We start from the raw sequence: 13665 nt of genomic DNA on the forward strand, positions 1-13665 counted from the left end.
TTACATGAGTCATAAGAATATTGAAATAAAAGCAAGGTGTGTAAACCCTGAATTTATTCGTGCTTATCTTCTACAGCAACAGGCCCGCTTTGTTGGTACAGATGAGCAGACCGACACATATTTTAATGTAAACAACGGACGGCTGAAGTTGCGGCAGGGGCCAATTGAAAATGCGTTGATCTGGTACAGCAGGGAAAATAAAGCAGGACCCAAACTGAGCGAAGTAAAATTGTTCCGGGTGCCTGCAAACAGCGATGTGCTGAAAGAACAACTTGCTTTTGCAAATGGTATAAAAGTGGTGGTGAAAAAGAAACGGGAGATCTACTTTATCGAAAATGTAAAGTTTCATATTGATGAGGTGGAAGGGCTTGGCAGTTTTGTTGAAATTGAAGCAATAGATACCGATGGCAAACTTGGCTTAGAAAAGATCAATACACAGTGCAACTATTATTTACAGGCATTTAAGATACCCGAAACCGATCTTTTAACGCATTCTTACAGCGATCTGTTGTTGAATGCATCTTAGCTTTGTATTAGTAATGAACTGGAAATACAATCATCCTGTACGAAACGTTTTTACCTACGCAACATTGCTGTTGCTGGTGGTTGGTGTTGCCGCTCTTTTTTACTGGAATAAAGAAACTGTTTTTCTTACGCTTAACAATCAGCACACCGATGTTGCGGATATTATTCTGAAATACTTTACCTATGTGGGCGACGGTATTTTTATGGCAGCATTGGGTATTATTCTCTGGCTCATTGGTAAAAAGAAACTTGGTTTGTTGTTGATCCTCTCATTTATTTTAAGTGGCTTACTTGCACAGGGAATTAAACGTTTGGAACAACGGCCACGCCCCGGATTGTATTTTGAAAAGCCGGAAGTGATTCATAAAGTGGATGATGTTTTATTGAAAGGGCACAACAGTTTCCCCAGCGGGCATACCACTACAGCCTTTGCAACATTCAGTCTGCTGGCATTTGCCACACGCAACAAATTTGTGCAGTTATTCTTTTTTGTTGTAGCCGTTGTAGTCGGTTATTCACGCATTTATCTTGGAGCACATTTTGCCGAAGATGTGTTGGCCGGTGCAGCACTTGGTTTCAGCAGCTCTTATTTTCTTTGCTGGTTATTGCGTAAGAAAGAATGGGATTAACGAACAATCACCGTTCCCAATGCTTTGGTTAATTCCATCTCCAGTTCTTTCAGATGCTGATGTGTTTTAATGAGTGTGATCAGTTCTTCATCGTTATGCGGCAGTTCCATATCACGTTGGTTTTCTTCAATCATTTTTTTGATCTTACGCAACTTCAGATAGGTTAAAACCGATTGCAGTTCCTGTATGTACAGGTCTTCTTTTGTAGGAAATGGTTTTTCGTAAATACGAATCCAGTTCGGACTTAATTCGTTGCCGAATTCGGATAAGGAAACGGTGAGTTTACTGATGTTCTGATCTTCATGAAAAATAAATCCTTTTAAGGTAGGTTCTGCACCCTGTTGATAAGCTTCACGATAAACCGTTGACAAATGCAGCAGCTCTGCATCTTCAATCATACCCCATTCATCTATTTCTGCAAACACATGCTGTGCAACTGTTGTTTGCTCATCCCAATGCAATAAGCCAAACTCAAGCAACAGGCAAACCAATGCCCGTTCATTTTTTATATCAAGATTAAAAAACTCAACACTGTCGGTATAACCAAATTCAGGAGGAGGCATATCCGGTGGCACATCGGTAACCACCTGTTGAAACCGTTCTTCCTGTTTAATTATACGTTCGCTGGTGAGTTTATTTACCAATGTGAGTAAACCAGCTTCATCGATTTTCAGCAGCTCTGCACTCTTCTTAATGTAATCCTGCTTGCGTGTAAAGTCTTCAACCTTGTTAATACGGCTGATGCTTTCTGCAATGGTATTAACAGCTGCAGCTTTTTTGGTTGAATCGTTACCTGCATCTTTCAGCATTACTTCCAGCTGAAAAAGGATCACATCTTTTTTATTGTTACGGATAAACTCATTGAAGCCCTGTGCACCAACTTTGTTTACATAACTGTCGGGATCTTCATTATCCGGAATAAGAACAAGACGAACATTCAACCCTTCTTCCAATGCAAGATCCAAACCACGCATGGCCGCTTTTACACCTGCAGCATCACCATCGTAAAGAATGGTAAGATTGTTACTGTATTTTTTGATCAACCGTAATTGATCAGGAGTCAACGAAGTGCCACCGCTTGCTACAACATTTTCAATGCCTGCCTGGTGTAAAGAAACCACATCGGTATAACCTTCTACCAGCAAACATTCATCGTTCTTATCAATGGCCTGTCTTGCGAAATAAGTGCCGTACAGAATTTTACTCTTAACATACACTTCGTTCTCCGGCGTATTGATGTACTTGGGTGCGTTTTCTTTTTTACCAATGATGCGTGCACCAAAGCCAATGATCTTACCGGTATTGTTATGAATAGGGAAGATGATGCGTTCACGATAGTTATCCATCAACTCACCATTGCGTTCGGCAACAATACCTGTTTTGGTCAACAGCTCAGGATTGTATTGTTGTTTGATGGCTTCACTTGTAAAAGCATCACGCTGGCGGGGAGAATAACCGATCTGGAATTTGTGAATGATATCTTCCCGAAAGCCACGTTCTTTCAAATAGCTTAATGCAATAGACTGGCCTTCTTCTGTTTCAAATAATTGCTTTGCAAAAAACTGCTGAGCAAACGAATTGATGATATAAAGACTGTCGGCGGTTTGCCGCATTTCTTTTACCTGCGGCGAAGAATAAGTTTCTTCAACTGTTACATTGTATTTGTTGGCAAGAAATTTCAATGCATCTACATAGCTGTATTTCTCATGCTCCATGAGAAAGCTTACGGCATTACCACTCTTGCCACAACCAAAGCATTTAAAAAGTTCTTTTGCCGGCGATACGGTAAAAGAAGGCGTTTTTTCGTTGTGAAAAGGACAGTTGCCGAGATAATTGGCTCCACGCTTCTTCAGTTTCACAAAGCCGCCTACTATTTCCACAATATCAATGCGGCTTAAAATCTGTTGTATGGTTTCCTGCGAGATCAAGGGGGGCAAATTACGAAAAGTACGAAAGACGGGAAGAAAGAAAGTCGGAAAGCCCGAAAGTATCAGGCTGATAAATGAACGACTTGTTTCTTTCTGACTTCCGGACTATAAGCTTCCCGACTTTCCGACTGTTTCCCTTACATTTGCACCCGTTATGACACTAGAAAAATTAAACGATATAAGGGAACGCATTCTTGTCCTGAGGAGGTTTCTTTGACGTCGAGAGCCGTCAATATAAAATCACAGAAGACAAACAACTCTCTCTAAGTCCCGGTTTTTGGGACGATAACAAGCGGGCAACTGAAATTCTGAAAGAAATCAAGAACAACGAGTATTGGGTAAATCTCTACGATGAAACCAGTACAGCTGTTGAAGATTTTGCTGTGCTCTTCGAGTTCTGGAAAGGCGGCGACGCTACAGAAGAAGAAACAAAAGAAGCATTTGAAAAAGCCATCAACGCTATTGAAGATGCTGAGTTTAAAAGTACACTCAATCAGCCGGAAGATGAACTGCCTGCAGTTTTACAGATCAACTCAGGTGCTGGTGGTACAGAAAGCCAGGATTGGGCCGAAATGCTTGCACGTATGTATCGCATGTATGGCGAAAAGCAGGGCTGGAAAGTAACTGAAATGGATTGGCAGGATGGTGATGGTGCCGGTATTAAAACCTGTACGTATCAATTCGATGGTCCGTTTGCGTATGGTTTCCTGAAAGCTGAAAGTGGTGTGCATCGTTTGGTGCGTATTTCACCATTTGACAGTAATGCAAGACGACATACTTCTTTTGTGAGCGTTTATGTTTACCCGTTAGTTGACGATACGATTACTATTGAGATCAACCCTGCTGATGTAAAAATGGAAACATCACGAAGTGGTGGTGCCGGTGGACAGAACGTAAACAAAGTAGAAACGAAAGTACAGTTAACGCATATCCCAACAGGCATTGTGGTGGTTTGTCAGCAGGATAGAAGCCAGCTGGGTAACCGTGAACTGGCCATGCAGATGTTGAAGAGCCGTTTGTACGAAATGGAATTGCAAAAGCGTAATGAATTGAAGGATGCCACCAATGCAAAGAAGAAAAAGATCGAGTGGGGCAGTCAGATACGCAGTTATGTATTCCATCCGTACAAGATGATCAAAGACCATCGTACCGATTTTGAAGTAGGTAATGTAGGCCCTGTGATGGATGGCGAACTGGATGGTTTCATCAAAGCTTATTTGATGAGTGAGAAAGAATCGGAATCGAATTAATTTGAATGAGTTTAATAAAAATGCCCTCGCTGAAGCGGGGGTATTTTTTTGTGCAAACGGAAGCGCAAGGCATATGAGCGATAGTTTGTACCTTGCGCCCATCTTTAAACCTGCCTTTGGGCGGATCGTAAAAAGCAAAACTCACACGTATGAATCTTGGTTATTTCAGTTATCCCTTACCGGCCAATGAGCCTGTTTTAAATTATGCACCCGGTTCAGCCGAAAAGAAACGTTTGAAAGAAGTATTAGCCGAATTAAAAAGTAAAGAAGTGGATGTGCCGATGTACATCGGTGGTAAAGAAGTTCGTACCAATAAAAAATACAAATTAACTGCTCCGCATGAACACAAACATGTGCTGGGTTATTATCATGAAGGTGAAGAGAAACATGTACAGCAGGCTGTTGATGCTGCCTTAGCAGCAAAAGAAGCATGGGCCAACATGAGTTGGGAAAACCGTGCAAATATTTTCCTTCGTGCAGCAGATCTGATCGCAACCAAGTATCGTCCGTACATGAACGGTACAACCATGCTGGGACAAAGTAAGAATGCTTACCAGGCAGAAATTGATGCTGCATGTGAGATCATCGACTTCCTTAAATTCAATGTTCATTTCTTAAGTGAAATTTATCGTCAGCAGCCCATCAGTGGTGCAGGTATGCATAACCGTATGGAGTATCGTCCGCTTGAAGGGTTTGTACTCGCTGTAACACCATTCAACTTTACTGCTATTGGTGGTAACCTGCCAACAAGTGCTGCCATGTGTGGTAATGTGGTGATCTGGAAACCGGCGCATACACAGATCTACAGTGCACAAATGTTCATGAAGATTTTAAAAGAAGCAGGCTTGCCTGATGGCGTGATTAATTTGATTTATGTTGATGGCCCAACTGTAGGCAAAGTTTGTTTTACACATAGAGAATTTGCGGGTGTACACTTCACCGGTTCAACTGGTGTGTTCAACAACATGTGGGAAACCATTGGTAAGAACATGAGCATGTATCGTTCGTATCCACGCATTGTTGGTGAAACAGGTGGTAAAGATTTTGTGATGGTGCATAAGAGTGCCGATCCTGATGTGGTGGCAACAGCATTGCTCCGTGGTGCATTTGAATACCAGGGGCAAAAATGCTCTGCTGCATCTCGTGCTTATCTGCCTTCAAACATCGCAGAAAAAGTAAAGAAGAAACTGGTTGCAGGTGTAAACAGTTTTAAAGTAGGTACTGTAGAAGACTTTACAAATTTTGTGAATGCGGTGATCGATGAAAAGAGTTTTGACAAGATCAAATCATACATAGATGCTGCTAAACGTTCAAAGAAAGCAAGCATCTTAGTTGGTGGCGAATGCAATAAGAAAGAAGGTTATTTTGTTCAGCCAACAGTGATTGAAACTACTGATGCGAAATATACAACCATGTACGAAGAAATTTTCGGACCGGTGTTGACCATCTATGTTTATCCTGCAAACGAATATGAAAAAACATTAGAGCTGGTTGATTCAACTTCGCCTTATGCATTAACAGGATCCATCATTGCACAGGATCGTTATGCAGTTGAACTGGCTACTTCTAAATTGCGCAACAGTGCAGGTAACTTCTACATCAATGATAAACCAACAGGCGCAGTTGTAGGTCAGCAACCATTTGGTGGTGCAAGAGCAAGTGGTACAAATGATAAAGCAGGTAGTATTTTAAATCTCTATCGTTGGTTAAGTGCAAGAACAATTAAAGAAACATTTAATCCGCCAACAGATTATCGTTATCCATTCCTTTCAGAAGAATAAATCATCTGATAAATAAAAATTGCAAAAGCTGCCCGCAAGGGTGGCTTTTTGTTTTTATTCAATTACTTATAAAAGTCTGTATCATGATTCGGTCACTGCAATAACTGTTTTGGCACGGTTTTTTAAAGGGTAGGTTTGTCTTCGCCGGCGATATTGTTCATTAAAATCAATTACAATGAAAGCATTAATAATTTCAGGAGCATTTTTATTTATGGCAGGATCTGTGTTTGCACAACATAACAATGTGCATGTAGGTTTGAAAGGAGGTTTGAATATTTCCAATCTTGCAAGTTCACCCAATGCAGGTTACGATGCGAAAGCAGGATTTCATGCAGGCGGTTTAGCACATATACATCTTAATAAATCCTGGGCTATACAACCGGAAATTATGTATTCCGGACAAGGTGCGCAAAACAGCAGTACAAAAACCAGATTGCATTATGTAAATGTACCTGTTCAGTTGCAATACATGTTCGATCGTGGTTTCCGTATTCAAACAGGGCCACAGGTAGGTGTGTTGGCAGCAGCTAACGTACAACAAGGCGATGTAAAAACCAATGTAAAAAGTTCGTTCAAAACTGCAGATGTTGGTTGGACGATTGGTGCCAGTTATGTTGGTGAGTCAGGTATTGGTGTTGATGCACGCTATAATTACGGATTCACAAATATTAATGATGCGAGCTCGGTAAACTTGTATAATCGAAACGTGCAGGTAGGTGTGTTCTATGTATTTAAACACAAATATTAATACAAGAAAATTGTTGATGAAGCTGTACGAATACTTTTCGTACAGCTTTATTTTTTTAACTGGTGGAATAAGCCCCAGCCAAAAGGCGAAAAAGTTGCAGTTCGGATAGAGCAGGCATGAAGTGCATTACTTGTCCATTGATTACAGGTTGTGAAAAGGCCATACTGTAACGTTGATTTATACATGTAATCGTAACCATAAAAACCTTTGTAGGAATGCACAATAGGTTTGCCATCCGATGTTTGAAAACTCCATTGAATATAGTTGATCAGTTGCCTGTATTGGCTTGTCGACAAATAGCGTTTAACCGTTACCGGTTGTTTTAAAGGCCATACCGTATCTCTCCATTGTACATGCATTATACTGTTGTTGTTTGGCAGTGCAACAATTTCGGCAACTGTTGAAAAACGGTGCCGTTCATTTGCTGCAACTTCCGTCATCCAGTCTGCATCGGCCCATGCAATGCTGATGAATTTTTTGTTTTGATGTTTACGTATTGTATCATCATTAAACCAATTCATCCAGTTGATGAGATGCAATGAATCTTCAACAGGCAAATACAGTTCGGTGTGAAATCCATCGCCATGTATGAGCAGGGGAATGCCGGAACTGTTTTTTACTTCATGTTTGTTACGGGGCCAGAAACAGCCGATCAATGTAAACAGAATGTACAGCAACAACAGATCGAAAAACAGTTGCAGCAGAAAGAAGAACAGGTTTTTGATATGTATCAGCCAACGCATCAAAACCAATTTAAGCTATTTACTACGAAGTGTTTATTTTTATCAAAATTTCAGCGAGTGAAAACGATCTTATCAAACGAACAGTTACAACTTACTATACAACGCCTCAGCCATCAGTTGATCGAAAATCATTACCCGTTTACCGATACGGTGATCGTTGGCCTGCAGCCGAGAGGTATTTTCCTGGCCGATAAAATTGTAAAAGCCATTCGTGAGAACTATCCCGATGTAAAATTGCAATACGGCAAACTCGATATTACATTTTATCGTGATGATGTGCACAAGGAATTGCATGTGGCCAATCAAACCACCATTGATTTCGATATCGAAAACAAAAACGTCATTCTCATTGACGATGTGCTGTACACCGGCCGTACCATCCGTGCTGCCATGGATGCATTGGTCGATTTTGGTCGCCCGGCCAAAGTGGAGTTGCTCGTGCTGGTCGATAGGCGTTTCAACCGCCAGTTACCCATTCAGCCCGATTATACCGGCAAGGCCATTGATTCAATCCTCAGCCAAAAAGTAACGGTTGACTGGGAAAAACCGGAAGTTGTGTTGCATTAGCAACCGGTCGGAACAACTGCCTGTGCACAAAAAAATATTCTTTTATGCCGCTCCCCAATCAGTAATTTGATTGGGGAGTTTTTTTATGATCTTTTTTTCGACCTTTTTTCGATATTCCCGTATAATATTAAAACAGGCGCATTACATGCAGAATGGCTGGGACACTGAATTAATAGAGCGATGTAGAAAAGGAGATTCAAATGCATTCAGACAACTCGTAGATAACTACCAGGGGATGGTATATGTGTTTGCATTCAGGATGCTTTGCAACGAAGAAGATACAAAAGATGTGGTGCAGGAAACCTTTATTAAAGTGTGGAGAAACCTGTCGAAATACAATACTGCATTAAAGTTTACTACCTGGTTATATAAGATCACTGCTAACTGTTGCTACGATCATCTCAGGAAAGGAAGGCAGCGAAAACAACATGTGGAAATCGACCAGGTAAAGCATGTTTGTGAGCAAATGCTTCAAAGCAATATGGAGCAGAAGATTATTAATGAAGACCTGGCTGCGGTCATCAGCCAGCTTACACATCAACTTACGCCCAAGCAAAAGCTGGTGTTTACATTAAAAGAGTTGGAAGGATTTGAGGTAAATGAAATTTCAACCATCACTGATCTTTCGCCTGAAAAAATAAAAAGCAACCTATATCTCGCCCGAAAAAATATTCGTGAACAACTTGAAAAAATGTGAGTATGCAATCGTCGGATTCCTATCAAAAAATGATCACTGCTCTGCAAAATGCAAAACCGGCACCGGCCGATGCTGTAGGGCTGACCAATTCAATTATTGAAGCTATTGAGAAGGATAAAGGGAACAAACAAAAAAGCAGGATCTATTACCTGTTCAGGAATGTAACAGTTAGTTCTGCTGCTATGTTAGCGGGTGTATTTCTCTATCAAACATTTTTAGTTGATGAGGAACAGTCGCACACAAAGCCAGGCATTGCAATAAATGCTCAAGCGCCGGAAAAACCAGCCTTAATTGACCGGGAGAATTTAGTGCAATCACTTAGGGCCTATATCAACGATCAAAAAACAGCAAGAGATAAATTCAAAAGACATATGCAGGATTATACATTCAACAATATAAACCAACGATAAAGATGAAGAAGATACTTTGGATAGTTTTAGCGGCAGCGCTCTATTCCTGCGAGCCGGGAAACATGACGACTATTGTTCATGCTGATGGAAGTTGTGAGCGGGTTTTTGTTGCAAAGGCCAATGATGCATTTATAAAAGGCGATAGCACAAACAATCCCTTCCCGGTTTCAATTGATAAAAACTGGAAAGTGGAATGGCAGTATAACGGAGATGAAAAATTCAGCGAATGGCCTTTAACCAATTGGACAAGGCAACCGCAAGACAGTGCGAAAGAAATGAAAGTGTATGCCACAAGAAAATTTGCATCAGCAAGAGAAATGGCAGAGAACTTTCGGTTTAATACCAAAAGCAAATGGAATGATCTTATTCCTAGGCCTGTATTTGAGAAAAAGTTCAGGTGGTTTTATACGTACTACAGTTACAGCGAAACCTATCCCCGTTTACCCATTAAATTTCCATTACCCATGGAAAACTATATGAGTAAAGAAGAAGCTGATTATTGGCTTACGGGTATGTCTGCTTTCGATAAAGGAATCAGTGGCATGGATCTGTATGAAAAACTGGATAACATAAAAGATAAATTTGAAACCTGGGCTTCTGCAAATGCATGGGAACTGCAATACGCAGCTGTGTTGCGTAACCTCCATCAATTCCCCGGTAATCCGGGTTCAGAAAAAATGGTACAGGAGAAGGATAGTATTTATAAATCGGTGAGCAACGAAAGCAAAGAAGATTATAAAGTAAAAAACATTGGCGAAGTATTGAACAGGCATTTTAACACGAATGCGTTTAATCCCTTACTGAATGAACAAAGTGAAATAAGCAGGGAAGTGAATAATCCAGTTGAGATGGAGAAGTTGAATGACTATACATCCACTTTTTTTAAATACCGGTTGGTGATGCCGGGACAATTACTAACAACCAACGGCATGATGGAGCAGGATACAATTTCCTGGAACCTCGATGCAACAAAGATGCTGAACAGCGATTATGTGCTCACTGCCACGTCAAAAAAGATGAATACATGGGTGGTTATTGTGTTCGGCATGATTGTGATCCTTGCACTTGTACTATTGTTTCGAAAAAGGCCATAGGACCGCCCGGAAGGCTCAATTTTGACTGTTATCTAATTTGCTTTAACTTCGCCCTTTAATGCAACTATCCACTCGTCATTTACTCGGCATTAAAGATCTTACGGCACAGGATATTCAACTCATCCTTGATACTGCCGCTCAATTCAAAGAAGTTTTACAGCGACCGATCAAAAAAGTACCATCACTGCGTGATGTAACGATCGTAAACCTGTTTTACGAAAATTCCACCCGCACACGTATCTCGTTTGAACTGGCGGAAAAACGTTTAAGTGCCGATACCATTAACTTCACGGCATCCGGTTCTTCTGCTGCAAAAGGCGAAACCCTGCTCGATACAGTCAATAATATCCTGAGCATGAAAGTGGATCTGGTGGTTATGCGTCATAGCGCCAGCGGTGCACCGCATTTCCTCGCCAAACATATCCCTGCAGCCATTGTAAATGCAGGCGATGGTATTAACGAACATCCTACACAGGCATTGCTCGATGCATTTTCAATCAGAGAAAAATTAGGAACACTCGAAGGAAAGAAGGTGGCCATACTGGGAGATATTATGCACAGCCGTGTTGCACTCAGCAATATTTATTTATTGAAGAAGATGGGAGCCGAAGTAACCGTTGCCGGTCCGCCCACACTCATTCCAAAATATTTACAACAGTCGTTTGGTGTAAACGTATCGTACAACATTGAAGAAACATTGAAGTGGTGCGATGTGGCGAATGTGTTGCGTATTCAGTTAGAGCGACAAAATCAACCTTTATTCTCTTCTCTTCGTGAATACAACCTGGCTTACGGTATTAACCGCAAGTTGCTCGATTCGCTCAACAAAGAGATCGTTATCATGCATCCAGGCCCCATTAATCGTGGAGTGGAACTGGATAGTGATGTGGCGGATAGTAAACAGTCGATCATTCTGCAACAGGTAGAAAATGGTGTAGCGGTGCGTATGGCTGCATTGTATTTGCTGGCAGGTAAACGTTCCGAAAATTAATTGCAATGATTCGTGCAATCGTTCTTCTGCTTTTTTCAAACATCTTTATGACCATTGCATGGTATGGGCATCTGCGTGAGCAAAATGTTCCGTATTGGAAAGTAATACTCATCAGTTGGGGAATTGCTTTTTTTGAATATTGTTTGATGGTGCCTGCAAACCGTATCGGTTACCAGGCAGGTGTAAGTGCTTTTCAGTTAAAGATGATACAGGAAGTAATTACACTGGTTGTATTTGGCGTGTTTGCTGTTGTATATCTCAAAGAACCTTTTCACTGGAAGTATATCGTGAGTTTTCTTTTTTTATTAGGTGCTGTCTATTTCATGTTTAAGAAATAACGCAGGCAAAAAAGTAAACCGGACTTGAAAGCCCGGTTTCTTGTCTTGATCATCAAAAATGAAAAAAGGACTATCGGTTTTTGCTTGTATTATTCGTTGTAAACATCTTCTTCATCCTCCTGTATCACAAACTCATCTGAATCCAATCGGCTGAATTCGTTTACATCTTTCAACGTAAAACTATCCATACCGGTTGTTTGCATCCACTCACCATGTTCTATACGAAGTACCTGTGCAGGTAAACCAAAACGAACCTGGAACTCACGTTCAAGATCAGCTACTTTTTCGGTCGGCATAATATCGATGATGCCATCTGTATGTCCGGCTTTGATTGTTTGCAGTTGAACATCATCTGGCAGAATATCTTTTTCGCAGGAAGCTTCAAATATTTTATGCGGAACGCTGTAAAACTCGAGTTTGAGATAAGGATAGTAAGAAGAAAAAACAGTTTTGATTTCTTTCAGTGTAATCCGGTCGTGCAATTGAATGTGCATACAGTAATCTTTAACGATAGTTAAAGGTATTTGTGTAGCAGCAGCTCATGTATGCCTGTTGTCAAAAAAGGGGATGATTGTTATCAGAAAATTTTGAAGGGAGAGAATCTGCTGAATTCTCCTGTCATCCCAACGTTAGGAGGGATCTGATCAACGCTTGTACTGCAGCCCAACAGATCCCTCGTATCTCGGGATGACAACAATACTCATCACCAAACCAACTTCGCAATTCTTCCTTTACCGCCTGCTAAGAAAACAGCTTTACCTTTCTTTGCTTTTTGCACCACATGAAAACCCTGTGCAGAAATATTGCGCCAGTTCATACCTCCGTCTTCACTTATATCCACACCGGAAATACCGCAGGTAATGAGTTTCGATTTGGATAAATATTCAACACAACTCCTGTAACCAAACGGTGGAGTAGTGGGATGTATAAATGTTTTACCTGCATCTTTTGTTAACACACAATTCTTTTCAGTAGACTTTGGATTTGTAAAATCGCCACCAACGATGGTGAATGTTTTTTTATCCCATGCAGCAATAGAATTGGCGCCTGTTGTTTCTTTTCCCTGCAAAAGCGGTAACACAAATTTATCATTACGGATAAACAAGCGTGAATAAGTGCCACCTGTGATAAATGCCAATTCATTTTTTCCAAGCGCACGGATATTGGTTCCGCTGCTGGCAAACATCGCTTCACCCGGCTCTGCAGAAGGCGCCATCTGTTCCGGCATGCTGCGCCATGTATTACCGCCATCAACTGTTACCGCCATGAAGATTTTTCCATTCATGGGATCACCGATCACCATACCACTTTCATTGCTGAAAAATTCCATGGCATCTAAAAACATTCCTGCACGTTTATCCTGGAAAACGATCTTCCATGTAATACCACCATCAACTGTTTTTAAGATCACAGCCGGCGTATCAATTCCCATGATGATCGCAGTATTTGCATCAAACGCTTCAATATCTCTGAAATCAGTTTTTGCAAAACCATCAACCTTGTTCCATCTGAACGTTGCGCCACCATCAATCGAACGACCGATCATGCCATTAGCACCACTTGCCCAAACAATATTATCATTCACCACACTTAATCCACGGATAGATGTTGTATGATTACTATCGAGTAATTGAATGGTTTGTGCCGATGATTGTACGCAGCAAACAAAAAGCAAAAGGGAAAAAGCGAAGAAGTATTTCATATGCTCAAAAATAAGTAATGCAAGAGTGAAAAAATCGTAAAGACTTCGCATAAATCATGCCTGCAAAAATTCAAAGACACATGTTGACTTTGAAAGAGCAAGATTTTTTCTTGTTCTTTTTGCTTGTCCAAAAAGAACCAAAAAAGACCCCGGCAATCAATATACAGCCTGATTGCCGGTTCACGCCTTGATTTTACTTCTATACTACTGTAGTTAAGGACAGATGAATTCACATCAACATCCTATGTGCTATCATTACAAG

15 protein-coding genes are annotated in these 13665 nt (G+C 40.8%); 11 read left to right on the plus strand and 4 right to left on the minus strand.

Going from position 1 to position 13665, the window contains the following annotated elements; genetic code table 11:
* Positions 1-4: 4 nt before the first annotated feature.
* Positions 5-526 carry a class IV adenylate cyclase gene (locus ESA94_RS15645; RefSeq protein ID WP_129131879.1) on the plus strand — a complete coding sequence of 174 codons (522 nt, stop codon included), beginning with the start codon at positions 5-7 and terminating at the stop codon, positions 524-526.
* Positions 516-1154, plus strand: coding sequence for a phosphatase PAP2 family protein (locus ESA94_RS15650; RefSeq protein ID WP_129131880.1), 639 nt, complete (start codon positions 516-518; stop codon positions 1152-1154). Before ESA94_RS15645 ends, ESA94_RS15650 begins: the two co-directional genes overlap by 11 nt.
* Here ESA94_RS15650 and dnaG read toward each other — a convergent pair.
* A complete protein-coding gene (gene dnaG, locus ESA94_RS15655; RefSeq protein ID WP_129131881.1) occupies positions 1151-3082 on the minus strand; it encodes a DNA primase in 1932 nt (643 codons plus the stop codon). The two genes, ESA94_RS15650 and dnaG, sit on opposite strands and share 4 nt — an antisense overlap.
* A gap of 154 nt (positions 3083-3236) precedes the next feature.
* Here dnaG and prfB point away from each other — a divergent pair.
* The 3 genes from prfB to ESA94_RS15670 all read left to right on the plus strand — a co-directional run bounded on the left by prfB (position 3237) and on the right by ESA94_RS15670 (position 6861).
* A protein-coding gene (gene prfB / locus ESA94_RS15660) for a peptide chain release factor 2 (RefSeq protein ID WP_129131882.1) occupies positions 3237-4332 on the plus strand; the annotation gives its coding sequence in 2 pieces (ribosomal slippage) (positions 3237-3296 and positions 3298-4332; 1095 coding nt in all).
* 149 nt (positions 4333-4481) lie between these two features.
* Complete coding sequence (gene pruA, locus ESA94_RS15665; RefSeq protein ID WP_129131883.1) at positions 4482-6113, plus strand: L-glutamate gamma-semialdehyde dehydrogenase; 1632 nt, start codon at positions 4482-4484, stop codon at positions 6111-6113.
* Positions 6114-6288: 175 nt separating this feature from the next.
* Positions 6289-6861, plus strand: a complete 573-nt coding sequence (locus ESA94_RS15670; protein ID WP_129131884.1) for a porin family protein — start codon at positions 6289-6291, stop codon at positions 6859-6861.
* 47 nt (positions 6862-6908) lie between these two features.
* On the opposite strand, the gene ESA94_RS15675 is transcribed toward ESA94_RS15670, so the two are convergent.
* Positions 6909-7604 (minus strand): DUF2459 domain-containing protein, encoded by a 696-nt coding sequence (locus tag ESA94_RS15675; RefSeq protein ID WP_129131885.1) that lies wholly within the window; start codon positions 7602-7604, stop codon positions 6909-6911.
* 57 nt (positions 7605-7661) lie between these two features.
* Here ESA94_RS15675 and pyrR point away from each other — a divergent pair, with 57 nt between their 5' ends.
* The 6 genes from pyrR (at position 7662) to ESA94_RS15705 (ending at position 11701) form a co-directional block, all read left to right on the plus strand.
* Positions 7662-8171, plus strand: coding sequence for a bifunctional pyr operon transcriptional regulator/uracil phosphoribosyltransferase PyrR (gene pyrR / locus ESA94_RS15680; protein ID WP_205755993.1), 510 nt, complete (start codon positions 7662-7664; stop codon positions 8169-8171).
* 145 nt (positions 8172-8316) lie between these two features.
* Entirely contained in the window at positions 8317-8868 is a 552-nt protein-coding gene (locus ESA94_RS15685; protein WP_129131887.1) for an RNA polymerase sigma factor, read from the plus strand.
* Between the two features lie 2 nt (positions 8869-8870).
* Entirely contained in the window at positions 8871-9278 is a 408-nt protein-coding gene (locus tag ESA94_RS15690; protein WP_129131888.1) for a hypothetical protein, read from the plus strand.
* Positions 9279-9280: 2 nt separating this feature from the next.
* Positions 9281-10372, plus strand: coding sequence for a hypothetical protein (locus ESA94_RS15695; protein ID WP_129131889.1), 1092 nt, complete (start codon positions 9281-9283; stop codon positions 10370-10372).
* Between the two features lie 58 nt (positions 10373-10430).
* Positions 10431-11363, plus strand: a complete 933-nt coding sequence (locus ESA94_RS15700) for an aspartate carbamoyltransferase catalytic subunit (protein WP_129131890.1) — start codon at positions 10431-10433, stop codon at positions 11361-11363.
* 5 nt (positions 11364-11368) lie between these two features.
* Complete coding sequence (locus ESA94_RS15705; RefSeq protein WP_240671072.1) at positions 11369-11701, plus strand: DMT family protein; 333 nt, start codon at positions 11369-11371, stop codon at positions 11699-11701.
* Between the two features lie 89 nt (positions 11702-11790).
* Here ESA94_RS15705 and ESA94_RS15710 read toward each other — a convergent pair whose 3' ends face one another.
* Together ESA94_RS15710 and ESA94_RS15715 are read right to left on the minus strand one after the other, a co-directional pair.
* Entirely contained in the window at positions 11791-12195 is a 405-nt protein-coding gene (locus tag ESA94_RS15710) for a hypothetical protein (RefSeq protein ID WP_129131891.1), read from the minus strand.
* A 209-nt stretch (positions 12196-12404) separates the two neighbouring features.
* Positions 12405-13403 (minus strand): WD40/YVTN/BNR-like repeat-containing protein, encoded by a 999-nt coding sequence (locus ESA94_RS15715; protein ID WP_129131892.1) that lies wholly within the window; start codon positions 13401-13403, stop codon positions 12405-12407.
* Positions 13404-13665: the final 262 nt, after the last annotated feature.

The sequence above is a fragment of the Lacibacter luteus genome (assembly GCF_004118265.1).
GTDB lineage: Bacteria > Bacteroidota > Bacteroidia > Chitinophagales > Chitinophagaceae > Lacibacter > Lacibacter luteus.

Coding starts and splice junctions, on each gene's coding strand:
- ESA94_RS15710 (WP_129131891.1), bottom strand. CDS start 12,195: ATGCACATTCAATTGCACGACCGGATTACACTGAAAGAAATCAAAACT.
- ESA94_RS15685 (WP_129131887.1), top strand. CDS start 8,317: ATGCAGAATGGCTGGGACACTGAATTAATAGAGCGATGTAGAAAAGGA.
- pruA (WP_129131883.1), top strand. CDS start 4,482: ATGAATCTTGGTTATTTCAGTTATCCCTTACCGGCCAATGAGCCTGTT.
- ESA94_RS15650 (WP_129131880.1), top strand. CDS start 516: ATGCATCTTAGCTTTGTATTAGTAATGAACTGGAAATACAATCATCCT.
- ESA94_RS15675 (WP_129131885.1), bottom strand. CDS start 7,604: ATGCGTTGGCTGATACATATCAAAAACCTGTTCTTCTTTCTGCTGCAA.
- ESA94_RS15670 (WP_129131884.1), top strand. CDS start 6,289: ATGAAAGCATTAATAATTTCAGGAGCATTTTTATTTATGGCAGGATCT.
- ESA94_RS15705 (WP_240671072.1), top strand. CDS start 11,369: ATGATTCGTGCAATCGTTCTTCTGCTTTTTTCAAACATCTTTATGACC.
- ESA94_RS15645 (WP_129131879.1), top strand. CDS start 5: ATGAGTCATAAGAATATTGAAATAAAAGCAAGGTGTGTAAACCCTGAA.
- ESA94_RS15700 (WP_129131890.1), top strand. CDS start 10,431: ATGCAACTATCCACTCGTCATTTACTCGGCATTAAAGATCTTACGGCA.
- ESA94_RS15715 (WP_129131892.1), bottom strand. CDS start 13,403: ATGAAATACTTCTTCGCTTTTTCCCTTTTGCTTTTTGTTTGCTGCGTA.
- ESA94_RS15690 (WP_129131888.1), top strand. CDS start 8,871: ATGCAATCGTCGGATTCCTATCAAAAAATGATCACTGCTCTGCAAAAT.
- ESA94_RS15695 (WP_129131889.1), top strand. CDS start 9,281: ATGAAGAAGATACTTTGGATAGTTTTAGCGGCAGCGCTCTATTCCTGC.